The organism is Silicimonas lutimaris (genome assembly GCF_047314965.1).
Classification (GTDB): Bacteria; Pseudomonadota; Alphaproteobacteria; order Rhodobacterales; family Rhodobacteraceae; genus JAVJUV01.
Map to the genome: position 1 here is coordinate 1 of NZ_JBLBVK010000010.1, position 22,773 is coordinate 22,773.

Sequence of the window (22,773 nt, forward strand, 5' to 3'; positions counted from 1 at the left end):
CACATCACCACCAGCCGTCAGCTTCAGCTCAATCTCACGCAGCAGCTTCAAGATGTCTTCGTCTGAATGTCGCTTCCTCGCCATGCCCAATCCCCCTCTCGCGGCCAAAGTAATGGCCCAGTTCTAGGGGGGAAGGACAAAACGATCCAGAGAGAAGCAAGCTTTGGCAAAACGAACTGGCTTTTCTTCGGACTGCACGTAGCCATATCTCGAAACTTGAGAGCCTTGTTCCAGAAGAGGGCGAAGATGTTACCGAAGCCGACTTGGATGAAGTACGTAGCACTTTGCTTGAATACAAAAAGCACTTTTCATCTTGACCTAAAGATCACGTCAAAGAAGTCACGGACAACGTATGGCGCAGTGGACTGATTGGAATCTTTACTGGCGTAGGATTGCTATTTGGGGTGCCGGCAATTGGTGCTTTGATTGGCACCGCTCTTTTCGGCGGCGAGAAAATTGAGAGAGTCGTTCGACGGATAGTGCCGGGTGGAGGTGGTTGACGCAAAAGGTTGCCGGAGTGTCCGATGATTAAGTGTCCACCGAAGACCGCCACATAATCTCTCTAGTTGCAGCCCTGTACCTCAACCGCACCCATCCGGTCCGCTCACGCCACGCTGCATCTCGACAAGTTTTGCTGCACCGCCTTTGCCCCGGCGACGGTCGATCTATCGAAACCCCGCACCACTGGCATGGGCACGGTTCGGCCGCGCGGCGGCATGATCAGTTTGGACTGCCAATAATCGCTTCCGCCTCGATCTCGACACGGTAGCCCCCTATGAGGCCCGCGACCACGACGAGCGTGTTTGCGGGCTTGATCTCGCCGAATACCCGGCCGTGCGCCTTCGACACGGCCGCGGTGTCTTTTTCATCGGTGATGTAGATTCGTGTGCGGACCACGTCCTTCGCAGAGGCACCGAGCGCTGTGAGCGCGGCAAGGATCTTGTCGATGATAAAAGTCGTTTGCGCTCCGGCGTCCTCCCTTGCAACGAGACGATCGGAGCCGGCGGTGGCAGTTGTGCCGGAGACCAGAATCCGGTCACCGATTTTCTGGGCGCGGGCGTACCCGGCGATATCCTCCCACTTCGAGCCGCTCAGAACCTGTGCGCCCCGGGCCCGATGCGGTGTCGGCTCGGCCTTGTGCAACAGAGGCATGGCGTCAAGATGGTGGCTGAGATCCCCTGAAGCCGTCAGGAACGGTGGCTGACGGTACTCGTCCCCGCAATCGCCGGGGATGTTCTTCGTGTCCTTGAAGGCTTCGGCGAGTCTTTCGTGATCTTCGTGGTCCATCGAAAAGCCAAAGAGCCGAAGATTGTCCGATGCGTGAACGCGTTCCCCAAGCCTCGCTCCAACGATCACACCCGCGACAGCCGCGTGATCCAGGACCCAACGGGTCGCGACATTGGAGATCGACACCCCACGTTTCTTGGCAATTCCATCAGCCGCACGAAGGATGCCCTGGAAGGCCTCCCACCCGCCCGCCGTATCGATGAAGCGTTTGTACTTCATCTTGGACCAGTCCGAGATTTCCTTGGGCTCCTGCTTTCCCAGCCAGCGGTCGGACAGGAACCCACCACAGAGTGTTCCGTAGGCCAGAAGCCTTGTTTCCGTGTTCTTGCAAAGATCGGAAAGCGGACCCGCTGCGCGGCGATCCAAGAGAGAGAATGAGACCTGATTTGTCAGAATCGGAATGCCGTCCGACAAGGCGACCTGCAAATGCGCGGCATCGAAATTGGTCACCCCGATTTCGGCGATCAGACCTTCATCGCGAAGGCGGTTCAATTCGTGGAGCGCGTCGAGCCATGCCGGATGCTGAAAGCTCCACCAGTGGAATTGCAGGAGGTCGACCCTATCCACGCCCAGGCGATCGAGCCGCTCTTGAACACCGGCGCGAACGACGTCCTGGGTCATGTCTCCTGGCGCGGGACACCACTTGGTAAAGACCAGTGGCCGTGGACTTGCCCCACGTGCAAGCAGGTGACCCGCAATGATCTCGGCGCTGCCGTAATGATCCGCCATATCGAACGTGTCGAAGCCCTGAGACGCATAGGCTTCGAGCCAGCCGGCACCGGTTTCAGGATCGATGATCTCGCCATTCTTTTCTATGTCAGCGACCTGCCACAGCCCCGTCAGAACCCGAGAGATTTCGAGCCTGTCGGAGAGGCGGAGGCGATCCGGTCGGCTAGGTTTGTCCATGGCGGTGTCCGTCCAGTTGAGAAGTAAGGGCGAATGGCACTTGAGGGTCTCGCCACATGCATTAACCTGCTGACTTAAGGCAAGGCGCTAGGCGCAGTCCAGCGAAAGGGGTGAGATGGAGCAGAACGACGAACAAGACGAGTTCTGGCTCTATGATCTGAAGGTCGAGACAGTGCTTGACGGCCGCACCCCGGTTTGCAGGCATGTCGAAGGCGAAAGTTTTCGGGTCGAGGGAGAAGCGCTGGTCTTCGAAGAGGAAACCCGCGTGTCGATGTATGCACTTGCTGCCCTCTTGCCGCTTTTGCCCGCCAAACAGCGGCCGACAGACGACCACGACTGGATGAGCACAGATGCCGAGGTGGCCTGTCCGGATCCGCACTGCGGTGGTCGATTTCGGGTTACCCGACTTGAAAAGCGCAGGTTCACCCATTCCGGAACCACGGGATTACCTGACGCCCGAGGCAAGCCCCATTGGCGGTCCGACGTTTCATGACGGTTGAGAAGGCGGAACTCAGGCCGGGATACGACATATCCCGCGTAATAAAGGGCGGTTGGCAACTGGCCGGCGATCACGGCGCAGTGGATCGCGCCGAAGCCGTACGCGATATGGAAGCCTTTCTGGACGCGGGGATCACGACATTCGATTGCGCAGACATCTACGTCGGCGTCGAGGAGATGATCGGCGATTTCATCGGGGACGTCCGCCGACGTCGAGGCGAAGAAGTGGCCGGCCGCGTCCGGGTCCATACCAAGCTCGTCCCGGATCTGGGACTGTTAGAGTCAATACGGACAGAGGATGTCGAAGCGATCATCGACCGTTCGCTCAAGCGGCTTCAGATCGAGCGCTTGCATCTTGTGCAGTACTACTGGTGGGATCTGTCGCTCGGCGATCCGTTCCTGGCACTTGAGGTACTCAAGGAGTGTCAGGCGAAGGGCAAGGTTGCACATATAGGGGTGACCAACTGGGACGTCGCCGAAACGCAGCCTTTCCTCGACGCGGGCTGCGATCTGGTAGCGACGCAGGTGCAGTACTCGCTTCTGGACCGGCGCCCGGAGAACGGTTTGACCGATTGGGCTGCGAGGAATGACATGCAGCTCTTGTGCTATGGAACGCTTGCCGGAGGTTTCCTGACTGAAACCTGGCTGGATCAGCCCGATCCGGGCTTCGTCTTCGAGAACAGGAGCCTGATCAAATACCGATTGATCATCGATGAATTCGGACCATGGGCAACCTTTCAGGAACTTCTCCGAGTTCTGAAATCCGTGGGCGACAAGCATGGTGTCTCGCTGTCGAGCGTCGCGACACGGTGGGTTCTTGACCGGCCGCAGGTTGCCGCCGCAATAGTTGGTGCCCGTTATTCGCGCCACCTGCCAAAGACGCTCGAGGTCTTCGGTTTCGCGCTTGATGCGGAGGACCGTTCGGCCATTCAGGCGGTTTTGGATGGCGCGTCCACTCCGGACGGACCCGTCTTCGGTCTGGAAAGGGACCGCAACGGACGCCATGGGCGGATCATGAAGTACAACCTCAACACGCGACCTGACGACAAGGTGTTCGGCGGTGGGTGACGTCATTCTTTCGACCCACGGCCTGACAAGAAGTTTCGGATCCCTCAAGGCCGTGGACGATGTGTCGCTTGAGATCCACGCCGGTTCGATCACCGGCCTGATCGGTCCGAACGGCGCGGGAAAGTCCACTCTTTTCAACTTGCTGACGGGTGCGCTCAAGCCTGATGCGGGCAGCGTAAAGCTGAATGGACAGGACGCGAGCGGCCTGTCGCCCGACCGGCTTTTCGCCCTTGGTCTGGGCCGTACGTTTCAGATTCCGAGGCCATTCGCACGGATGAGCGTGCTGGAGAACGTGATGATTGCGCCAACGGCGCAGGTCGGCGAGACGGTCGCTGGTCCCTTCCTGAGGCGCGCGCGCATGCGGGAACAGGAAAAGCGGATCCGGGAAAAGGCCTTTGAAGTTCTGGATTTCATGACGCTTGGGCCCCTCGCGGATCATCCGGCGGGCAAGATCTCGGGTGGCCAGATGAAGCTTCTGGAACTTGCGCGCGTCTTGATGGGCGATCCCGCCTTGATCCTGCTGGATGAGCCGGCCGCAGGTGTGAACCCGGTGCTGACCGAGACTCTGATCGGCAAGATCGAGGAATTGAATCGGCAAGGCAAAACCTTCCTGATCATCGAACATGACATGGATTTCGTTATGCGCCACTGCGACCCGGTCATCGCTCTTGCTGAAGGGAAGATCGTGTTTCAGGGCACCAGTGACGAAGCCTTGGCAAACCCCGTCTTGCTCGATGCCTATCTCGGGGCGACCGTCGATGACTGAGGTGGTTCTGGAGGCTCGTGACCTGACGGCAGGCTATGTTCCCGACCTGCCAATCCTGCGCGGGGTCTCGATGCAAGCGGTGCGCGGACAGATCACCTTGATCATTGGCCCGAACGGCGCCGGAAAGTCGACGCTGATCAAGGCCATCGCCGGTCTGGTCCCGATCTCCGCAGGGCAAGTTACATTTGAGGGCGACGATATCACCGGGCTTCGGACCGACCGGCTTGCATCCCACGGGATTGCCTATGTTCCGCAGAATGACAACATTTTCCGCAGCCTGACCATCCGCCAGAATCTTGAGCTTGCGCTTCGTCGTGCCGACGTGGACGCATCCGCCGTGCTGGATCGCCTTTTTCAGCAGTTCCCGGCGCTTGCCGCCAAGCAAAAGGACAAGGCCGGCTCGCTCTCGGGCGGACAGCGCCAGTTCCTTGCGATTGCAATGGCGCTTGCCGCTGAACCTCGGCTGATCCTGATGGACGAACCGTCTGCCGGGCTCTCTCCCAAGGCGGCGCAAGAGGTGCTGGAGCATGCCCGAACCCTGGCAGCCAGCGGTGTGTCCATTCTGCTTGTCGAGCAGAACGTCAATCAGGCGATGCGGCTGTCGGACCACTGCTACATCCTTGCGGAGGGCCGCAATCAGATCGATGGTCCCGCAGACGACCTGTTGAACGACAAGGTCGTGGGAGAGATTTACCTGGGTGGCCGTCGGGTGAAATCGGCATGATCCAGAACCTGATCGATGGCGTCTTGACCGGCTCCTACATCTCACTCGGGGCGATTGGGCTGACGCTTGTCATGCACATTCTGCGTTTCGCCAATTTCTCGCATGCCGAACTGCTGTCGCTGGGAGCCTATACAGCGCTTGTGTTCGACGCCCTCGTCTCCGGTCTCGTTCCCGCCCTTGCCGTGAAATTGGCGCCCTTGTCTCTGACATGGGCCCTTCTCATTGCCATCCCGTTATCGATGATCGTGACCGGCATAAGCGCGCTGTTAATCGACCGCTTCATCTTCAGGCGCGTAAGGGAAAAAGGCCAGGAGCTCTCGATGGTCTTCGCCAGCTTCGGCATGGCGCTTGTCGTTCGAAATGTCATTGGCCTTGTTTTCGGGCTAAGCCCCGAACTCTATTCAAAAGATATTGCCTTTGCCATGGTGCTGAGCCTCGATCCGCTGATCCTCGTGAAACCGGATCAGGTGTTCGTGCTTTTTGCCGCGTTGATCCTTATGCTGATCCTGCATCTGGTCCTGTCGCGAACGACTTTCGGTTATGCGCTTCGAGCCGTTGCGGAGAACCCGTCGCTGGCGCAGGTCAACGGCGTGAACCTGTCACGGACCATCATGCATGTCTGGTTGATCGGCGGCGCTCTTGCCGCTGTCGCGGGAGTTTTCTATGGCCTCAGCCATCAATTAATCCCGGTGATGGGCCGCGATCTGGTCTTGCCGATTTTCGCGGCGACCATCGTCGGTGGCATCGGTAGCGTTTACGGAGCTGTTCTGGGTGGTTTCATCGTCGGCATTGCGGCCAATCTCGCACTCGTCGTCCTGCCCTCGGGTTATACGCCGTCAGTTCCGTTCCTGCTTATCATCATCGTCCTCATGCTTCGGCCGCATGGATTGTTCGGAGAGGCCCGCGCGTGATCGGAACCATCTCATATCTTGTCTTCTTCGCAACCACGGCCTCGATACTCGCGATTGCCGTCCTTGCACTGAACCTTCAATGGGGGAACACAGGCCTTTTTAACGGCGGCGTTGTTGCGTTCTTCGGTGCCGGAGCATACGGCACGCTCATCCTTGGCGGGACTGCTCAAGACGGGCACATCGGCGGGTTCGGCCTGGCCTATCCATTGGCCCTCCTGGGTGGCATGGCAGCGGCAGGTCTGATGGCCTGGATCGTCGGTCTTCTCACTCTGAGATTGAGGCACGACTATCTTGCCATTGCGACATTCGGAGTTGCGGTCGCATTCGAAAACCTGATGCGGAATGCCGAGTGGCTGGGCGGTGGCGCGAAAGGCGTGCGCGGGTTCGAGCGTCCGCTCCGTGAGACGATCGGCGACGGGTTCCTTTACAACCTGCTGTTCTTTGCCTTTGTCCTGCTCACCCTGATTGCGACCTACATGTTTCTGGAGCGTCTGGTTGCGTCTCCGTTCGGTCGACTGCTGCGCGCGATCCGAGAGGATGAGGACGCGGCTCGATCCCTTGGGAAGAGCCCGTCGCGTGTTCGTCTGACGGCGTTTGTGACCGGGTCGGTGATCTTGGGGCTCGCGGGAGGTCTTTATGGCACATTCTACGCTTTCGTCAGCCCGCAAGACGTTTTGCCGACGCTCACCTTCCAGATTTGGGCCATGCTTATTGTGGGCGGTGCAGGCAACAATCGCGGCGCGGTCTTCGGCGCCTTCCTGATTTGGGGTGCCTGGACGGCGTCCGGATGGGCGTTGTCCCGATTTGCGCCGGTAGAGGCGCAGTTATACACCGGATCTATCCAATTCGTCTTGATTGGCTCGGTCATTGTCGGGATGCTGGTGTGGCGCCCGCAAGGTCTGTTGCCGGAGCGGCTTATCGTATCACAACAAGGATCAAACCTTGTGAATAAACGGGGAGAATAGAATGTCTTTGACGAAATATCTATGGGCCGCTCTTGGTCTAGCACTCGGGCTGATAGCGCAGCCCAGTGTCGGCCTTGCACAAGACTGCACGACCAAGATCGGCGCGGTTCTGCCAACCTCCGTGGATTGGGGTCGCCCAATCGCCGAGACCGCTCAATTTGCCGTCGATCAGGTCAACGCGGCAGGCGGCGTGAATGGCTGCCAGATCGAGATGGTGCTGCGTGACACGCAAGTGGACCCGAAGGTGGGTGTCGACGCAGCGAAGGCGCTTGTCGATCTCGAGGGCGTCGATCTTCTGCTTGGCGCGGTCTCGTCCGGTGTCTCCATGCCCATCCTGACCTCAGTAACGGTCCCGAGTGGCGTGATGCAGATGTCCTGCTGCTCGTCGTCCACGGCGTTCACCAAGCTGGCCGAGGAGGGCAAGACCAATGGTCTCTGGTTCCGGACCTTTGCGACAACGGGCGTCCAGTCCGCCGTCGCGGCAAAGGTTGCGCGCGATCAGGGTTTCAAGTCCATTGCCGTCCTCTACAAGAACGACGACTGGGGTCAGGACATGGCCCGCCTGATCGCGGCCGATTTCGCGGCAGTGGGTGTCGAGGTCACGGCCTCTGTCGCCATCAACGACGGTCAGCCAAGCTACCGCGGCGAAGTCACCGAGGCACTCGCCAGCCAGCCGGAGGCGCTTTACCTTGCGCTTTATCCCGCCGAGGGCACCGCAGCCGTACGCGAATGGATTTCGCTCGGAGGAACGCAGAAAATGATCATGGCGAATTCGCTTAAGTCTGACGAATTCCGCGATAACGTTGGCCTCCAGTATCTTGGCTCGGCTCTGGGTACAGACACGGCATCGCCACGTTCCGAAAGCGCCGATGCCTTCCGCGCAGCGTACATCGAGCGGTTCAATTCCGAACCGAATGGTCCGGGCCTTGCAAACAGCTATGACGCGGCGATGATCGGACTTCTGGCAATGCAAGCTGCGGGTGAAGGCGCCAGCGGCGCGGAAATCGCTGCGGCAGTTGCAAAGGTCACCGACCCGAATGGCACACCAATCACTGCCGATACCGAAGGCTTTGCCCAGGCCAAAGAGATACTTGCCGGCGGCGGTACCGTTGCCTACCAGGGCGCGACCGGTGACGTTCGCTTTGACGCGAATGGCGATGTCTCGGCTCCGGCGGTTGTTTGGTCCTTCAATGAAAGCGGGACCCAGGAAGTCGAGTACCTGTCGCTCGCGGAGGTCGATGCCTTCATCGCTTCGCTCAAGTAGCGGCCACCGCCAATTAGAAAAGTCGGATGATCGCGAACGGGCCGCCCCCAACGGGCGGTCCGTACATCTCTGAACAGACTTTTTGCCGAAATGCCGGCGACTTGCGCACCCATGGGTCCGCAATCTGTAAAGAGATCGTCGGCCTCCCAATGAATATCTGGAACTGGACCTCATTGCCTCAAGGACCGCTCTGTCCGACGGCGGGCCATTGCTGGTTGCCGCGCACGCTCCGGTCAATCATGTCGATCCTGACATCAAACCGGCTTGTTCAGATGACCGCCAAGGTCCCAAACGGACCCATCTCGAACTGGGCTCGGGAAAGACCTGGAGATAAGGAAGCCCGGTCCTAAGGAGGGTCAGGATCAGCGCAGGCTGACTAGTGACGTTCAGGCGCTCAAACATGCGGCGTACGTCTGTGCGAACGGTATCCGATGCGATTGCAGATGTGGAAAATCGCGGCAACCTTCCATTTGCCTTCGTGCCTCTCAGGGATTCTCAAGTGATTGTGGCGGCCTGGAGCGGCATCAGGACCGGTATCGGTCGGTACAAGCTGGCCGAAGGTGGCGCGGCGCTGACCGTCATTCCGTCAAGCCAGCGACAACTTGACGTGCCGCATGAAGGCGCGCGCGATCCGCGTCAGCGGTCGCGCCGTCGAGACGGCAAAGGATGTCCGGTAGACGAAGCGCGGCAGGAAGGGGCGCACGACCAAGGCCGGGTCATCCTCGCGCACCACCGGAAACGGGCAGATCACCGAGACGCCCGTCCCCGCCCGCACCAGCGTCACCGCGCTGAGTCCGGTGGCCACCTCGGCCACGCGGTTCGGCACCGCCCCCGCTTCGGCGAACAGCCGATCGAGCCGCGACCGCACGATGTGCCGCCGCAGGATCGAGATGAAGTCCTGCCCGTGCAGCAATTCCGGCGTGATGACCGCGTGGCGCGACAGCGGGTGGTTCGGCGGCAGGATGCAGACCGCAACGCTTTCGTGGAAGGGAATCAGCTCCATCGAAGAATGCGTCAGGTCGGCATGGGTGAAGCCCAGGTCCACCGCGTCCTCGTTGATCCGGCTGACGAGGCCCGTCGAGGTGCAGGTCTCCAGCGACAGGCGCTGTCCTGGATGGAGCGCGATGAAACTGGCCATCTGGGACGCCACCATCTGCGACAGCGAGGGCGGCGCCGCCAGCCGCAGCGTGCCGCTGCCCGGTTCCTCGGGGTCGGCGCCGTTCAGGATCGCGATGGCGTCGAACAGGCGGTCAAGGTTACCGTTCAGCCGCATCCCCTCGGCGGTGGGGCGCAGGCGCCCGCCGCGCCGCTCGAACAGCACCAGGTTCAGCCGCGCCTCGAGTTGCGCGATGGCCCGGCTGACCGCCGGTTGCGACACGCCCAGCAAACGCGCCGCGCCATTCGTCGTGCCCGAGGAGATGACCGCGCGCAGCGCCTCGTATTCGCGGATCGAATGCCAGTTGTTGCGCATCGTTTCACCCTCCCGGCCCACCTATGCGTTCTGCTTTTCGTTACATGACAAAAGCGCATCATGTCCCTTGTTTCCATGAAAATCGCGTCTGCTACGCTGCCTGCATCCGCCGAAACGGCGAAAACGGACAAGATCACAAGTCCGGCAAACAGGGAGACGACCATGAAGACCAGACATTTGCGCCTTACCGCCTGCGCGGTGGCGCTGGGCCTTGCGGCAATGCCGCTGGCCGCACAGGAGCTACGCATCGGGCTTGCCTCCGAGCCCAGCTCGGCCGACCCGCATTTCCACAATCTCGGCCCGAACAACCAGTTGCGCCGCAACGTGTTCGAGTCGCTTGTCGGCACCGACGAGACACAGAAGCTGTTCCCGCAGCTTGCGGTCAGCTGGAAGCCGCTCGACGACACGCGCTGGGAGTTCAAGCTCCGCGAAGGCGTGACCTTCTCGGACGGCTCGCCCTTCGACGCCTATGATTTCGTCTACACGGTCTGCCGTATCCCTGGCGTGCCGGATTCGCCGTCGCTCTTCACCACCTACACAAAATTCATCTCCGATCTGGAAGTTCCGGATCCGATGACGCTGATCGTGCACACCGCCGCGCCCTATCCGCTGACGCCGACCGAGATCTCGACCTTCGGGATCATCTCGGCCAAGGCGAATGGTGTGGACGCGTCGACCATCGACTTCAGCCCCGACGGCTGCGGCGACATCGCCTATCCCGAGACCCAGGCCTTCAACGACGGCAGCGCCGCCATCGGCACCGGCCCCTTCCTGCTGGAGAGCTTCCGCCGTGGCGAGGGCATCGAACTGGTCCGCAACCCCGGTTACTGGGGGGACGCCGCGCCGTGGGAGCGCGTGTCGCTGAAGCCGCTGACATCGGCAGGGCCGCGCGTTGCGGCGCTGTTCGCTGGAGATGTCGACTTTATTGAAAACCCGCCGCTGCAGGATCTCGAGCGCATCCGCGATACGGACGGCTTCGAGGTCGTGCAGGGCATCTCGAATCGCGTGATCTATATCCACCTCGATCACGCCCAGGAGCCGTCGCCGATGATCACCGGCACCGACGGGAAAAACCCGCTGAAGGACGCCCGCGTCCGCGAGGCCCTGTCGATCGCCGTCAACCGAGAGGCCATCGTCGACCGGATCATGGGCGGCGTGGCCGTGGCGGCGGGCGAGTTGCTGCCGGCCGGCATGTTCGGCGCCCACGAGGACGGCGATATGCCGCCGCCGGCCTACGACGCCGAGCGCGCCAAGGCGCTTCTGGCCGAAGCGGGCTATCCGGACGGGTTCGGGATCACCATCGGCACGCCGAACGACCGCTACATCAACGACGCGCAGGTGGCCCAGGCCGTGGCGCAGATGTGGGCCCGGATCGGCATCCCGACCGAGATCGACGCCGTGACCGCCTCGACCTTCTTCTCGCGGCGCAACAACTTCGAGTTCTCGGCCTACCTCGCAGGCTGGGGCTCGGGCACCGGCGAGATGTCCTCGCCGCTGAAAGCGCTGCTGGCCACCCGCGATTCCGATCGCGGCTACGGCGGCACCAACAGGGGCCAGTACTCCAACGCCGCGCTGGACGAGGCGCTGACAAAGGCCCTGGCCACGGTCGACGACGATGCCCGGCAGGAATTGCTGCGCGAGGCTTCGCGCATCGGCATGGAGGACTGGGCGATCATCCCGCTGCATTTCGAGGTGACGCCCTGGGCGATGCGGAGCACAGTCAAGTACACGCCGCGCGTGGACCAGTACACGCTGCCCTACTTCGTCAGCCAGGGCGAATAGGTCTCGGCCCTTGTGCCGCGCGGGGATAACCCCGCGCGGCCTGCCGCCCTTTTCCGAGGACGCATCCCATGCTCGTCTACCTTCTCAGACGAATAGCCCAGTCCATCTTCGTTGCCCTGGCCATGATGGTGATCGTGTTCTTCGGCATCTACCTGGTCGGGAACCCCGTCGACATCCTGATCTCGCCCGACGCAACCCCGCGCGAGATCGAGGAGACCATGGCGCGTTTCGGCTTCGACCAGCCGATCTGGCGGCAATTCCTGACATTTGCGGGCAACGCCCTCCAGGGCGATCTGGGCCGCAGTTTCGTCCATGGCGAACCGGCGGTGTCGCTGATCCTGCACTACATGCCGGCAACGCTTGAACTTGCCGCGCTTGGGTTGATCTTTTCCATCCTGATTGGCGTGCCGCTGGGGGTCTATGCGGGCTACAAGTCCGATCGCTGGCAGGGCCGCGCGATCATGACAGGCTCGATCTTCGGCTTCTCGCTGCCAAATTTCTGGGTCGGAATGCTGCTGATCCTGATCTTCGCCGTGGAGCTTCGCTGGCTGCCCTCGACGGGCCGGGGCGACACGGTCGAGGTGCTGGGAATGCGGCTGTCGATCTTCGCGCCGGGCGGCCTGCAATACATGATCCTGCCCGCCCTGACGCTGGCGCTCTACAAGGCCTCGCTGGTGACGCGCCTGGCGCGCGCCGGTACTCAGGAGGCGCTGGTGCAGGACTATGTGAAATTCGCCCGCGCCAAGGGCGTCTCGGAAACCCGGATCCTGTTCGTCCATGTCCTGAAGAACATCATGATCCCGATCGTCACCGTGCTGGGACTTGAACTGGGCTCGATGATTGCCTTCGCAGTCGTGACCGAGACGGTCTTCGCCTGGCCCGGCATGGGCAAGTTGCTGATCGACTCGATCCAGACGCTCGACCGGCCCGTGATCGTCGCCTATCTGATGATGACCGTGCTGATCTTCATCACGATCAACCTGATCGTGGACGTGATATACACGCTGCTAGACCCGCGCGTGCGTATTTCCGGAGCCTCGACATGAGCGCCCCCGCTACCAACGCGCCAGAGCGCGGCGACCGCCTGCCGATGATCGCGGGGCTGCTAACCGTGGCCGCCGTCGCCGCGCTGGTTTTGGCCCCAGACTTGGCCAGCCTGCCCGCCCGCCTGATCCTGCTGGTCGCAGCCGTGTTCTTCGCGCTGCGGCTGCTCAAGGGCCGGATGAAGCACTTCTTCAACGGCCCGGCGGCATGGCTCGCGGCGGCGAGCCTGCTGGTGCTGGTGATCGTCGCGCTCTTCGCGCCCGAACTGTCGCCGCAGAACCCCTATGACCTCGCGCAACTGGACATCATGGACGGGCGGCTGGAACCCGGCTCGACCAATTTCGACGGGACGCTGACCTATCACCTTGGCACCGACGAACAGGGCCGCGACATCCTGTCGGGCATTCTTTACGGGCTGCGCGTGTCGCTGATGGTGGCTATCGTCGCCACCGTGGCGGCAATGGCGATCGGCGTCGTCGTAGGCATTTATGCCGCCTGGGCCGGCGGGCGGGTGGAAACGATCCTGATGCGGATCGTCGACCTGCAATTGTCCTTTCCCTCGATCCTCGTGGCGCTGATGCTGATGGCGGCCTTCGGGCGGGGGCTGGACAAGGTCATCATCGCGCTGATCGTGGTGCAATGGGCTTATTACGCCCGTACCGTGCGCGGCACCGCCCTGTCAGAGGCGCGCAAGGAATACATCGACGCGGCGCGCGGCCTCGGCCTCTCATCGCGGCGCATCCTGTTCCGGCACCTGCTGCCCAACTGTATTCCGCCGCTGGTGGTGATCTCGACCGTGCAGATCGCCAACACCATCGTCCTGGAATCGTCGCTGTCCTTCCTCGGCGTGGGCGTGCCTATCACGCGGCCCTCGCTGGGGCTGCTGATCGCCAATGGTTACGACTACATGCTGTCCGGCCAATACTGGATGAGCATGTATCCCGGTGTCGCCCTGCTGGCCATCGTGGCCTCCATCAACCTCGTCGGCGACCGGCTGCGCGACGTGCTGAACCCGAGGCTGCGCCGATGACCGTCCTGAGCGTCGAGAACCTGCAAACCCATTTCTTCACCGACGCCGGCGTGGTGAAGGCTGTCGACGGCGTGAGCTTCTCGCTGGAAGAGGGCGAGGTACTTGGGCTGGTGGGCGAAAGCGGATCGGGCAAGACCGTCACCGGGTTTTCCATACTGCGGCTGGTCGATCCGCCGGGGCGGGTGACGGGCGGGCATGCCCTGTTCCGGGGACAGGACCTCGCCGCCCTGCCCGAACGCGAGATGCGCAAGCTTCGCGGCAATCGGATCGCGATGATCTTCCAAGACCCCATGATGACGCTGAACCCGGTCCTGCGCATCGACACGCAGATGATCGAGGCGGTGCAGGCGCATGAAAAGGTCAGCAGGGCCGCCGCGCGCGACCGGGCGGTGCAGGCGCTGGCAAGGGTCGGCATCCCTTCACCCGCCGAACGCTTGAACGCCTATCCGCACCAGTTCTCGGGAGGCATGCGGCAACGCGTTGCCATCGCCATCGCACTGCTCAACGGGCCGGACCTGATCATCGCGGACGAGCCTACCACGGCGCTGGACGTGACGATTCAAAGCCAGATCCTCGCCGAGGTGCAGGAGCTCGCGCGCGAGACAGGAACTTCGCTGATCTGGATCACCCATGACCTGGCCGTGGTGGCGGGTCTGGCCGACCGGATCGCCGTCATGTATGCGGGCCGGATCGTCGAAAGCGGTCCTGCCTCGGCCATTCTGACCGCGCCGGCGCATCCTTACACCGCCGGTCTGCTGGGCTCGATCCCCGGTCACGGGCGGCGGGGCGACAGACTGACGCAAATCCCCGGCATGGCCCCCAACATGGCGCACCTGCCGCCCGGCTGCGCCTTTGCCCCGCGCTGCCCGCGCGTCGCGGACGCCTGCCGGACCACTGCGCCCGTGGTAACGGAATCCGGCGCGGGCCGCGCACTGCGCTGCCTGCACCCGTTGACGGAGGTCCTGGCATGAGCGCGATGCTGGAATTGCAGGGCGTCAGCCGCGTCTTCGAGAAAAAGCTGGATTCCATCGAGAAACTCGCACGCACGCTGGGCGCCAATGTCTCGGAAAGCCGCGTGAACGCCGTCGATGATGCCTCTTTCGAGGTCGCGCGCGGCGAGGTCGTTGGGCTCGTGGGCGAGTCGGGCTGTGGCAAGTCCACGCTGGGGCGCATGGTGGCGGGGCTTCTGCCCGTGACCAGCGGCAAGATCCGCTTCGCGGGAATCGACGTGACCGACGCCCGCACCGAGGCCGCCAGGGCCGCGCGTCTCCGGGTGCAGATGATCTTCCAGGACCCGATGTCCTCGCTCAACCCGCGGATGCGGGTGAACGACATCGTCGGCGAGGCGGCGGTGTTCCACGGGCTGACGACGAAACGCGAGATGACCGACTATGTCGCCGACCTGATGGCCAAGGTCGGGCTTGACCCGTCTTACGCACAGCGCTTTCCGCACCAGTTTTCGGGCGGGCAACGGCAGCGGATCGGCATCGCCCGTGCCCTTGCGGTGCAGCCGGAATTCCTGATCTGCGACGAAAGCATCGCCGCGCTCGACGTGTCGATCCAGGCGCAGGTCATCAACCTCTTCCAGGACCTGCGCCGCGAGCTGGACCTGACCTACCTGTTCATCAGCCACGACCTCGGCGTGATCGAGCATATCGCCGACCGCGTGGTGGTCATGTACCTGGGGCGGATCGTCGAGATCGCTCCGACGGGCGAACTGTTCGACGGACCCAAACACCCCTACACGCAGGCGCTGCTGGACCAGGTCCCGAAACTCGAGGCCGGGCGGCGCGAATACCACACGATCAAGGGCGAGATCCCCTCGCCCCTGAACCCGCCGCCCGGCTGCCATTTCCACCCGCGCTGCCCGCTGGTCGGGCCGCGTTGCCGGTCCGAGGCACCGCGCCTGATCCATGACGGACCACGCGGCGTGGCCTGTCACCTGAACGACGGAGGCGTCGCATGACCTACCACATCCCAGGCGTGCTTAGCGTCGAGGGGCTGGACACTCAGCGCATTCCCCTTGTCCTCGACAGCCCGCATTCCGGCACAGACTATCCAGCGGATTTCAATCACGCGGTCGATCCCGTGGGCCTGCGCCATGCCGAGGACACCCATGTGCACGATTTATGGCGCGGTGCGGTGGATGCGGGCGGAGTGCTGCTGCACGCGCATTTCCCACGCTCCTACGTCGATGCCAACCGTGCCGCCGACGACATGGACCCCGATCAGATCGCGGACTCCTATCCCCTGCCCCTCAACCCTTCGATCAAGAGCACCTTGGGCATCGGCCTGTGCTGGACACGCGAGCCGCCGGCGGGTGGGCCACTCTATGATCGCAAGCTGACGGCGGAGGAGGTCCACGCCCGCGTTACCCGCTACCACCAGCCCTACCAGGCCCGCCTGCGCGCGCTGCTGGATCAGGCGCATGGGAGATGGGGAGAGGTCTGGCACATCAACTGCCATTCCATGCAGGAGGTCGCCTCGGCCATGTCGACGCAGGAGCGCGGCACGCCGCGCCCGGATTTCGTGCTGGGCGATCGCGACGGTACGTCATGCGCGCCTGCCTTTACCAGGGCGGTGGCCGACTTCCTGGCGGCGCGCGGCTATTCTGTAGCGATCAACGACCCCTACAAAGGGATGGAACTGATCCGTGCCAACGGCGCCCCGAGCGATCGGCGCCACTCGATGCAGATCGAGGTCAACCGCAAGCTCTACATGGACGAAGCCACGCGCGAGCCGAACGAAGGCTACGACGCGCTGAAGACCACTTTCACCAATCTTTCCCGCCACCTCGCCCGCTTCGTCGAAGCCGCGCTCGAAGGACAGATGACATGAGTTCCGCCACCGGCCTGCCCAATATCTATGCTGTCGAACTGACCCCGCCGGACCTGTCGGCCTATGCCAAGGGCAATACCGGGGTTCCCTATGTCTGGACCTTCGAAAGTGGTGTCGCCGGCCCGCATGTGGCGCTGACAGCCATCGTGCATGGCAACGAGCCCTGCGGCGCCATCGCACTGGTCTGGCTGATGGGGATGAACCTGCGCCCCGTGCAGGGCAAGCTGTCCTTTGCCTTCATCAACATCGCCGCCTACGAGGCCTTCGACCCCGAGTTGCCGGACGCAACCCGCTGGGTCGAGGAGGATTTTAACCGACTTTGGGGGCCGGGCGTTCTGGACGATCCCGACCGCCGCGTGACGCCAGAGGTGGAACGCGCCCGCGAGATCCGGCCCTGGCTGCGCACGGTGGACATGCTGCTCGACATCCATTCGATGCAGCACAAGACGCAGCCCCTGATCATCGCCGGTCCCGCCCTCAAGGGCCGCAGCCTTGGCCGCGACATCCGCTGGCCCGGCATCGTCGTCACCGACAAGGGCCACGCCGAGGGTATGCGGATGCGCGATTTCGAGGGCTTCTCGGATCCTGCGTCGCCAAAGAATGCGGCCCTCGTCGAATGTGGCCAGCACTGGGAAGCAGACTCCGCCGAGGTGGCCAAGGATTGCGTCACCGGCTTCCTGCGCGCGACCGGCGCCGTCGCCCCCGACTGGGAGCAGGAGCGGATGGCCACGCGGCCCCTGCCCGAACAGAACTTCTATGAAGTCTCGGGCCCCGTCACCATCGAGACCGACAATTTCCGCTTTGCCGAGGACTGGCGCGGTTTCGAGCACCTGGAACAGGGCCGCCTGATCGGCTGGGACGGCGAAAAGCCGGTGCATGCGCCGCATGACCCGACCGTTCTGATCATGCCGTCGCGCCGGCTCTGGCCCGGGAAGACCGCAGTGCGGCTCGCGCGAGCCGTTCAGCCGTAACGCGCGGCGGTCAGCCAGTCCTTGTGGATCTCGGGTGCGCGGCTCATCATCAGGTCACCCACCGCTCTGGCCGCGCCCCCGGCCATCTTCCAGCCCGGCGTTCCGTGGCCGGTGTTGACAGGAAGGTCGGGGATGCGCGTCGGCGTTCCCTCCGGTGGGTGCATTCAGAGCAAACTATCTTGAGACAGTCAGGGTGGTTCTTTGACGTCGGAGGATGACCAAATCCGATCCGTTTCGCTATTTCAAAGCGAGCCGTGAGGTCATCAGCCTGGCGGTGTTGCTGTACGTGCGGGTCAGGCCGATGTGAAGTTTGCAGAAATTCGACTCCGTTCACGCTTCCGTCCACCATCGCCTTAATCAGGAACGCAGCCTCTCAGGTCGACCCGACTTCAAGAACAACCGCACCGCGGCACTGGCCGAGTGGCTCCAACTCTTTTCCGGGTAGGTTCAGGAGCAGACAACCGCCACGAGCCAGGCCGCTGGCTCAACAATCGAGCGAAGAATTCGCAACTCTGATCTCGACGACGGGAGCGGGCGATGCTTCGGTTCCGGCGTATGCGAAGTCTTCAAAATTCACCGCCGCCCACGCCTCTGTCACGAACTATTTCAAACAGGGACGCCGTCTCTCCAGCCGATCTCTTTCAAGGCCAACCGTACCTGCGCCCTAGCCGGAGACTGGTCGGAATCCGTCCGACTGTCTGACGGTCCACCAATATTTCACCTTTGCCCTAAAATCCTTTCTGTCGCGGCGGCGCCTTTCCAGCAGTTCGGTCTTGACCGTCCGCGAAAGAGACGATGCCCAGACCCAATTGGCGTTTGGCTCATGCCGAACGCCGCTCTGCAACGCAGCCGTGGTCGTCTTCCGAGGTTCGGCATGCAAACCTGACGCTTCAAGACAGGCGAGTGTGGACCTTCAGTTCAGTAGCGGTCGCGGCCCATATGTCCTTGAGTTTCTCGCCGTCCGCGGGATCGCAATCGAGACCTTCGGCAAGCCGGGTTTCCAGGCTGGCGAGCGCAATACGAAGTGCCTCGGCTCCGAGCAGGGCAGACGAACCGGTTGAATAGTGGACCTTTTCACGCATTCCCGGCTCGGACTTGCCCGCCTTTGCGCATTTTTCGACGTAGGCAATCGTCTCCTGCATTTCATCTATGAAATTCTGGATCAGGCGATTGATCTTTTCGGCACCCAGCGCGTTCGCGAGTTCGGTGAGGTGCGCATGGTCTACCAGTGAGTCCGGCGCACCACTGTCATCTCCTGGCTCGTCATCGGTGTGAAGGTGGACCTTTGCCGAGAACCTGGCGAGGATCTCGCGCAGACCTTTCCGGGAGATGGGCTTGATCAGGATGTCGTTTAGCCCCGCAGCAAGGAACCTGTCCATTTCGGACGGGATGGCGTTCGCTGTCAGAGCAACAATGGGCAAGTACGTCCCTGCGGGCTCGGAATCCCGGATTGCTCGCGTTGCCTCGATGCCGTCCATAACAGGCATGGAAATGTCCATGAGCACGAGATCATACGCGTTTTTCCGGGTGAACTCGACACCTTGCCGACCGTCGAAGGCCTCGTCCACGGCATGGCCATCCTGCTCGAGAAGCTCGCGCACGATGACCCGATTGATCTTGTTGTCCTCGACCACGAGAATTTTCATCGGGGGTACGGGACCGATATCTTCCACCAGGTCCTTTACCGTGTTCGACGGACGCGCCGATGGGATTTCGCCGTCTGGAGAAGGAAGTGGCAGGCGGACCCAGAAGCTGCTGCCGAAGCCGCTTGTGCTTTCAAGCCCGACCTCGCCGTCCATGGCCTTGACCAGACGCCGAACGATGGCGAGACCAAGCCCGGTTCCGCCGACCGAGCGGGAAAAGGACGAGTCCAGCGTGACGAAGTCTTCGAATATTCGCTCACGGTCCTTCGCGGCAATTCCCACCCCGGTATCCGTCACCCGGAATTCAACCATGTCGCTGCCCGCGAGGCGGGAGGCTTCGACCAAGATTGACCCGTTGCGGGTGAACTTGATCGCGTTTCCGATCAGGTTGAGCAGGATTTGGCGAATGCGCACCGGATCACCCAGCGCATAGTCGCGCTCGAGTGTCTCGACGGCCCGAGACAGTGTATTGCCGCGGTGCTCGGCGACTCCGCGCTGGCTGTCGACGAGTTCGCGCACAAGGGCGGGTAGCGAGAACGGGACGCGAGCGATTTCGATCCTTCCCGACTCTGCCCGCGATATTTCAAGCACGTCATCGACGTGGTGGAGCAAGAGCTTGCCCGAAGCGCGTATGATTTCGAAGTACTCCTTGTTCTTTGCCGAGAGCTTTTCGGGATCGATCAGTTCAAGCGTCCCGAGCATACCGTTCAGCGGTGTCCGCATCTCGTGGCTCATGACCGCGATCAGGTCCGCTTTTGCCTTCTCGCCTGCGATGGCCTTGTCACGGGCCGTGATCAGCCCCTGTTCGGTCGCAAGCCGCCTAGAAATGTCGCGCAGGAAAGAGACGAAGATCTCGCCCTCTTCGGACTCTGCCGTCGAAATCGAAAGTTCGACCGGAAAGATCTCGCCGTTCTTGCGGCGTGCTTCGAGCTGGACACGGCCTTTTCCGATTACATGTTTTTCCCCGGTCTTCCGGTACCGGTCCATCCCGTTCTGGTGCGCCTGCCTGAGATGTTCGGGAACGATCATCTCTTCCATCTTCTGACCGATCGCTTCCTCGCGCGAATAGCCGAAGATCTGTTCTGCGGCTCCGTTGAAATCGATGATCATGCCCTGCCTGTTCACGGAGACGACCGCGTCGAGAGATGTCGAGATGATCGACGCGAGGCGCGATCGCACGAGGCTCTCTTCAATGGCCCGTTCCTGTGCCCGGCGGTAGAAATGTATGAGGAGCACGACAACGAAAACCAATACGGCGAAAAAGGCCAGGGACAGAAAGGAAACCAAGGTCAGGGTATTGATAACGCTGCTTCTCTGCGCTTCGGCCTCTTCGGAGAGGATCTTTATTCCGGAAAGATTGATCCTCCGCACATCCGCCCTCACAGCCTCGGTCTTTTCCATGAGTTGAGGAACTGCGTTTCGGAGCACAGAGTCTTCACCGTCAATCAGGAGAACCGTTTCGTCGAGATAGGTCCGGAGCCTTTCCAGGGCATCGGTGACTTCCTGATCCTCCCGCACGGAATGCAACATCGGGCTTGCCGATAACGAGTTCACCCGGCTGTAAAACACATTGAAACGGGTACGGAGGTCCGAAAGCGGCGCGGAGGGCGCGGCCGCTGCTTTGGCCATTTCATTGAGAAGCACCAGAAGTTCGACATCCGACTGCGCAAGCGACCATTGCCTGCTGTCGGAATTGGCCGTGGCGAGCGCGTCAATCTGCTCGCGGACCTCGCTGTTCATCTGAATGAGCGGCAGGACGGCCAAGAGGATCATCAACACGCCAGCCACCGCAACAGCAACCGCCGACCGCCACGGAGGTGACGGCCGGGTATTGCGGTTCCGGGAAGTGTCTGATGGCTGACTCAGCGAAGAACCTCTATACGATCCAGTTGCCACACGCTGCGCGAATAGATCAACTCCGACCTGTAGTCAGAATCTTCATCATAAGGATACACGATCCACAGAGGGCCTTTGTTGCGCAGGCTCATTGTTGCACCGTTTCGGAGAAATGCAACGATTGGTCCACCTTCAACTGCGTCACTCATGGGAATTTCCATCGAGTAGTCATTGATCGCGGATGCCCGCAGGACGCGGCCGTTGGCACCCACGGCCTTGAGAAGATCAACGAGTTCGACGCCGGTGAACGTCTGCACGCCCTCGGTCCAGATCGTGGTAGTCTGGAAGGTCACCGTTCCGATCGACTGCAGGAGATCAAGGTCGAGTTCGGCGACATCTCGGCTGTTCGCGGCGGAGATTTCTCCGCTAACGGTCAGAACGACCTGGCCCTTTGCTGGCTCAAGCGCCATAGCCGACGACGTGCCCAAAAAGGCAAGGCTGAAAAGGATATGAACGAGGCGAATACCAAGCGAGCCTTGCATGCGAGACATGACCGTTTTTCGACGAACTTTGAAAGGAGGAAGCATGCTTCGTGTTCCACGCTTTCCGCAACGGCACACCAGCGAATATACTTTCGGATGGGATCACGCTGCGAATGCTGCGCAGATTCGGGCGCAAAACGGTTTCGAACCACTGCTACGGGCGTTAGTTGGTAAATAAAGTATGAAATGACGTCTTTGGAATTGAAGTTGGCTATTTCGATTTGCTTACTTTGAATTAAGTGGTGATTCCCGAAACACTGGAGGAGGACTGCCATGCGGATACTTTTGGCCGACGATCACGATCTGGTTCGGGAGGCCATCGCTGCATTCCTCGCATCCGAAGGCGGCGCGATGGTCGATGTGGCAGGTACGCTGCCCGAGGCCATGACCGTTCTAAAGGACAAGGGACCATTTGATCTGATCATGCTCGACTACAACATGCCGGGGATGAACGGGCTCGAAGGTCTGAAGAAGATGATAACGGCCAGCGGGAACTGCCCGGTGGCGTTGCTTTCGGGCACGACGACACGGGTGCTTGCCGAGGATGCCATCGCCGCTGGGGCAGCTGGATTCGTTCCGAAGACGCTGGGCTCGAAATCCATGATCAGTGCCGCGAACTTCATGGCCGCAGGCGAGATTTACGCGCCATTCAATTTCATGCAGCGCAAGAGCGACGAAAGCTCGGAACTGCTTACCGACCGCGAGCGCGACGTGCTTTACGGGATCTGCCAGGGCCTTTCCAACAAGGAAATCGCCCGGGACCACAATCTCCATGAGGCGACCGTCAAGCTGCATGCCCAGACTCTTTGCAAGAAGCTTGGTGCGAGAAACCGGACACATGCGGCCATGATCGCACGGGACCGGAACCTGGTCTGAAGCACCGGGATAAAAGGCGATTCTGTTCCCCGGTCTTGCGCTTCGGATCGCAGAACCTATCCGTTCGTCTAGGTCAGACTGCCCGATTGCAAAATGTCCTCGCCGGTTGCGGCGGGGACAGGGCCGCAAGAGCCCCGTATGACCGTCAGCGTTAACACGGGGTTACCAATGATCACTTTGCTTAATGCTGCGCCGGATACGGGAAACCAGGGTGTCTAGCCCCCTGTGTATGGGCCACTGATCAGGGGTTTCTCTAATAGGGTTTCAGGAACGGGCGGGCGCATGTTGAGTGCCTGATGCGGCCGGGTGTGATTGTACTGCCTGAGCCAGTGATTGATGACGATCTGAGCT

At 61.5% G+C, this 22,773-nt stretch carries 21 protein-coding genes and 1 pseudogene; 16 read left to right on the forward strand and 6 right to left on the reverse strand.

Translation table 11 applies throughout. The features are described 5' to 3' along the window. Positions 1-720: 720 nt before the first annotated feature. Positions 721-2,193, reverse strand: coding sequence for an aldo/keto reductase (locus ACKLNI_RS00295; protein WP_413716994.1), 1,473 nt, complete (start codon positions 2,191-2,193; stop codon positions 721-723). Between the two features lie 115 nt (positions 2,194-2,308). Here ACKLNI_RS00295 and ACKLNI_RS00300 point away from each other — a divergent pair, with 115 nt between their 5' ends. From ACKLNI_RS00300 to ACKLNI_RS00330, 7 genes are read left to right on the forward strand one after another with little or no spacing between them, the layout of a single operon-like run. Continuing rightward, positions 2,309-2,686, forward strand: a complete 378-nt coding sequence (locus ACKLNI_RS00300) for a TIGR04076 family protein (RefSeq protein ID WP_413716995.1) — start codon at positions 2,309-2,311, stop codon at positions 2,684-2,686. Continuing rightward, entirely contained in the window at positions 2,683-3,759 is a 1,077-nt protein-coding gene (locus ACKLNI_RS00305) for an aldo/keto reductase (protein ID WP_413716996.1), read from the forward strand. The genes ACKLNI_RS00300 and ACKLNI_RS00305 overlap by 4 nt, the downstream gene beginning before the upstream one ends. Continuing rightward, entirely contained in the window at positions 3,752-4,525 is a 774-nt protein-coding gene (locus tag ACKLNI_RS00310) for an ABC transporter ATP-binding protein (protein ID WP_413716997.1), read from the forward strand. Before ACKLNI_RS00305 ends, ACKLNI_RS00310 begins: the two co-directional genes overlap by 8 nt. Then, positions 4,518-5,249: an ABC transporter ATP-binding protein gene (locus ACKLNI_RS00315; RefSeq protein ID WP_413716998.1), complete on the forward strand. Its 732-nt coding sequence runs from the start codon at positions 4,518-4,520 to the stop codon at positions 5,247-5,249. The genes ACKLNI_RS00310 and ACKLNI_RS00315 overlap by 8 nt, the downstream gene beginning before the upstream one ends. Beyond that, positions 5,246-6,160, forward strand: a complete 915-nt coding sequence (locus ACKLNI_RS00320; RefSeq protein ID WP_413716999.1) for a branched-chain amino acid ABC transporter permease — start codon at positions 5,246-5,248, stop codon at positions 6,158-6,160. Before ACKLNI_RS00315 ends, ACKLNI_RS00320 begins: the two co-directional genes overlap by 4 nt. Then, positions 6,157-7,125, forward strand: coding sequence for a branched-chain amino acid ABC transporter permease (locus ACKLNI_RS00325; protein WP_413717000.1), 969 nt, complete (start codon positions 6,157-6,159; stop codon positions 7,123-7,125). Before ACKLNI_RS00320 ends, ACKLNI_RS00325 begins: the two co-directional genes overlap by 4 nt. A gap of 1 nt (position 7,126) precedes the next feature. Further along, a complete protein-coding gene (locus ACKLNI_RS00330) occupies positions 7,127-8,389 on the forward strand; it encodes an ABC transporter substrate-binding protein (RefSeq protein WP_413717001.1) in 1,263 nt (420 codons plus the stop codon). Positions 8,390-8,975: 586 nt separating this feature from the next. On the opposite strand, the gene ACKLNI_RS00335 is transcribed toward ACKLNI_RS00330, so the two are convergent. Next, positions 8,976-9,860, reverse strand: a complete 885-nt coding sequence (locus tag ACKLNI_RS00335) for a LysR family transcriptional regulator (protein ID WP_413717002.1) — start codon at positions 9,858-9,860, stop codon at positions 8,976-8,978. 60 nt (positions 9,861-9,920) lie between these two features. Here ACKLNI_RS00335 and ACKLNI_RS00340 point away from each other — a divergent pair, with 60 nt between their 5' ends. The 7 genes from ACKLNI_RS00340 to ACKLNI_RS00370 all read left to right on the forward strand — a co-directional run bounded on the left by ACKLNI_RS00340 (position 9,921) and on the right by ACKLNI_RS00370 (position 17,525). Beyond that, the gene (locus ACKLNI_RS00340) at positions 9,921-11,642 is read left to right on the forward strand and encodes an ABC transporter substrate-binding protein (RefSeq protein ID WP_413717003.1); all 1,722 of its coding nucleotides are present in this window, start codon (positions 9,921-9,923) and stop codon (positions 11,640-11,642) included. Positions 11,643-11,710: 68 nt separating this feature from the next. Continuing rightward, positions 11,711-12,688: an ABC transporter permease gene (locus tag ACKLNI_RS00345; RefSeq protein ID WP_413717004.1), complete on the forward strand. Its 978-nt coding sequence runs from the start codon at positions 11,711-11,713 to the stop codon at positions 12,686-12,688. Then, the gene (locus ACKLNI_RS00350; RefSeq protein ID WP_413717005.1) at positions 12,685-13,716 is read left to right on the forward strand and encodes an ABC transporter permease; all 1,032 of its coding nucleotides are present in this window, start codon (positions 12,685-12,687) and stop codon (positions 13,714-13,716) included. Before ACKLNI_RS00345 ends, ACKLNI_RS00350 begins: the two co-directional genes overlap by 4 nt. Beyond that, positions 13,713-14,687: an ABC transporter ATP-binding protein gene (locus tag ACKLNI_RS00355; RefSeq protein WP_413717006.1), complete on the forward strand. Its 975-nt coding sequence runs from the start codon at positions 13,713-13,715 to the stop codon at positions 14,685-14,687. Before ACKLNI_RS00350 ends, ACKLNI_RS00355 begins: the two co-directional genes overlap by 4 nt. After that, positions 14,684-15,682, forward strand: a complete 999-nt coding sequence (locus ACKLNI_RS00360; protein ID WP_413717007.1) for an ABC transporter ATP-binding protein — start codon at positions 14,684-14,686, stop codon at positions 15,680-15,682. Before ACKLNI_RS00355 ends, ACKLNI_RS00360 begins: the two co-directional genes overlap by 4 nt. Positions 15,683-15,699: 17 nt before the next feature. Continuing rightward, positions 15,700-16,554, forward strand: a complete 855-nt coding sequence (locus ACKLNI_RS00365; RefSeq protein WP_413717008.1) for an N-formylglutamate amidohydrolase — start codon at positions 15,700-15,702, stop codon at positions 16,552-16,554. Continuing rightward, positions 16,551-17,525: a M14 family metallopeptidase gene (locus ACKLNI_RS00370; RefSeq protein WP_413717009.1), complete on the forward strand. Its 975-nt coding sequence runs from the start codon at positions 16,551-16,553 to the stop codon at positions 17,523-17,525. Before ACKLNI_RS00365 ends, ACKLNI_RS00370 begins: the two co-directional genes overlap by 4 nt. On the opposite strand, the gene ACKLNI_RS00375 is transcribed toward ACKLNI_RS00370, so the two are convergent. Further along, positions 17,516-17,689, reverse strand: coding sequence for a hypothetical protein (locus tag ACKLNI_RS00375; RefSeq protein ID WP_413717010.1), 174 nt, complete (start codon positions 17,687-17,689; stop codon positions 17,516-17,518). The two genes, ACKLNI_RS00370 and ACKLNI_RS00375, sit on opposite strands and share 10 nt — an antisense overlap. A 295-nt stretch (positions 17,690-17,984) precedes the next feature. Here ACKLNI_RS00375 and ACKLNI_RS00380 point away from each other — a divergent pair. Further along, a pseudogene (locus ACKLNI_RS00380) lies at positions 17,985-18,204 on the forward strand (IS6 family transposase); the annotation flags it as partial. 211 nt (positions 18,205-18,415) lie between these two features. Here the strand turns inward: ACKLNI_RS00380 and ACKLNI_RS00385 are convergent. Both ACKLNI_RS00385 and ACKLNI_RS00390 read right to left on the reverse strand, forming a co-directional pair. Continuing rightward, the gene (locus tag ACKLNI_RS00385) at positions 18,416-20,956 is read right to left on the reverse strand and encodes a hybrid sensor histidine kinase/response regulator (protein WP_413717011.1); all 2,541 of its coding nucleotides are present in this window, start codon (positions 20,954-20,956) and stop codon (positions 18,416-18,418) included. Between the two features lie 74 nt (positions 20,957-21,030). Further along, a complete protein-coding gene (locus tag ACKLNI_RS00390; RefSeq protein ID WP_413717012.1) occupies positions 21,031-21,555 on the reverse strand; it encodes a putative pterin-binding protein in 525 nt (174 codons plus the stop codon). A 264-nt stretch (positions 21,556-21,819) separates the two neighbouring features. On the opposite strand from ACKLNI_RS00390, the gene ACKLNI_RS00395 reads away from it, so the two are divergent. Next, positions 21,820-22,422 (forward strand): response regulator transcription factor, encoded by a 603-nt coding sequence (locus tag ACKLNI_RS00395; RefSeq protein WP_413717013.1) that lies wholly within the window; start codon positions 21,820-21,822, stop codon positions 22,420-22,422. A gap of 215 nt (positions 22,423-22,637) precedes the next feature. Here the strand turns inward: ACKLNI_RS00395 and ACKLNI_RS00400 are convergent, their stop codons facing one another. Beyond that, a complete protein-coding gene (locus ACKLNI_RS00400; protein WP_413716991.1) occupies positions 22,638-22,766 on the reverse strand; it encodes an integrase core domain-containing protein in 129 nt (42 codons plus the stop codon). Positions 22,767-22,773: the final 7 nt, after the last annotated feature.

Bases quoted from the DNA above. Each gene is read 5' to 3' on its own strand.
- ACKLNI_RS00335 (WP_413717002.1), bottom strand. From the start codon at position 9,860: ATGCGCAACAACTGGCATTCGATCCGCGAATACGAGGCGCTGCGCGCG.
- ACKLNI_RS00320 (WP_413716999.1), top strand. From the start codon at position 5,246: ATGATCCAGAACCTGATCGATGGCGTCTTGACCGGCTCCTACATCTCA.
- ACKLNI_RS00360 (WP_413717007.1), top strand. From the start codon at position 14,684: ATGAGCGCGATGCTGGAATTGCAGGGCGTCAGCCGCGTCTTCGAGAAA.
- ACKLNI_RS00300 (WP_413716995.1), top strand. From the start codon at position 2,309: ATGGAGCAGAACGACGAACAAGACGAGTTCTGGCTCTATGATCTGAAG.
- ACKLNI_RS00295 (WP_413716994.1), bottom strand. From the start codon at position 2,193: ATGGACAAACCTAGCCGACCGGATCGCCTCCGCCTCTCCGACAGGCTC.
- ACKLNI_RS00395 (WP_413717013.1), top strand. From the start codon at position 21,820: ATGCGGATACTTTTGGCCGACGATCACGATCTGGTTCGGGAGGCCATC.
- ACKLNI_RS00390 (WP_413717012.1), bottom strand. From the start codon at position 21,555: ATGTCTCGCATGCAAGGCTCGCTTGGTATTCGCCTCGTTCATATCCTT.
- ACKLNI_RS00315 (WP_413716998.1), top strand. From the start codon at position 4,518: ATGACTGAGGTGGTTCTGGAGGCTCGTGACCTGACGGCAGGCTATGTT.
- ACKLNI_RS00370 (WP_413717009.1), top strand. From the start codon at position 16,551: ATGAGTTCCGCCACCGGCCTGCCCAATATCTATGCTGTCGAACTGACC.
- ACKLNI_RS00375 (WP_413717010.1), bottom strand. From the start codon at position 17,689: ATGCACCCACCGGAGGGAACGCCGACGCGCATCCCCGACCTTCCTGTC.
- ACKLNI_RS00355 (WP_413717006.1), top strand. From the start codon at position 13,713: ATGACCGTCCTGAGCGTCGAGAACCTGCAAACCCATTTCTTCACCGAC.
- ACKLNI_RS00340 (WP_413717003.1), top strand. From the start codon at position 9,921: ATGTCCCTTGTTTCCATGAAAATCGCGTCTGCTACGCTGCCTGCATCC.
- ACKLNI_RS00305 (WP_413716996.1), top strand. From the start codon at position 2,683: ATGACGGTTGAGAAGGCGGAACTCAGGCCGGGATACGACATATCCCGC.
- ACKLNI_RS00330 (WP_413717001.1), top strand. From the start codon at position 7,127: ATGTCTTTGACGAAATATCTATGGGCCGCTCTTGGTCTAGCACTCGGG.
- ACKLNI_RS00345 (WP_413717004.1), top strand. From the start codon at position 11,711: ATGCTCGTCTACCTTCTCAGACGAATAGCCCAGTCCATCTTCGTTGCC.
- ACKLNI_RS00350 (WP_413717005.1), top strand. From the start codon at position 12,685: ATGAGCGCCCCCGCTACCAACGCGCCAGAGCGCGGCGACCGCCTGCCG.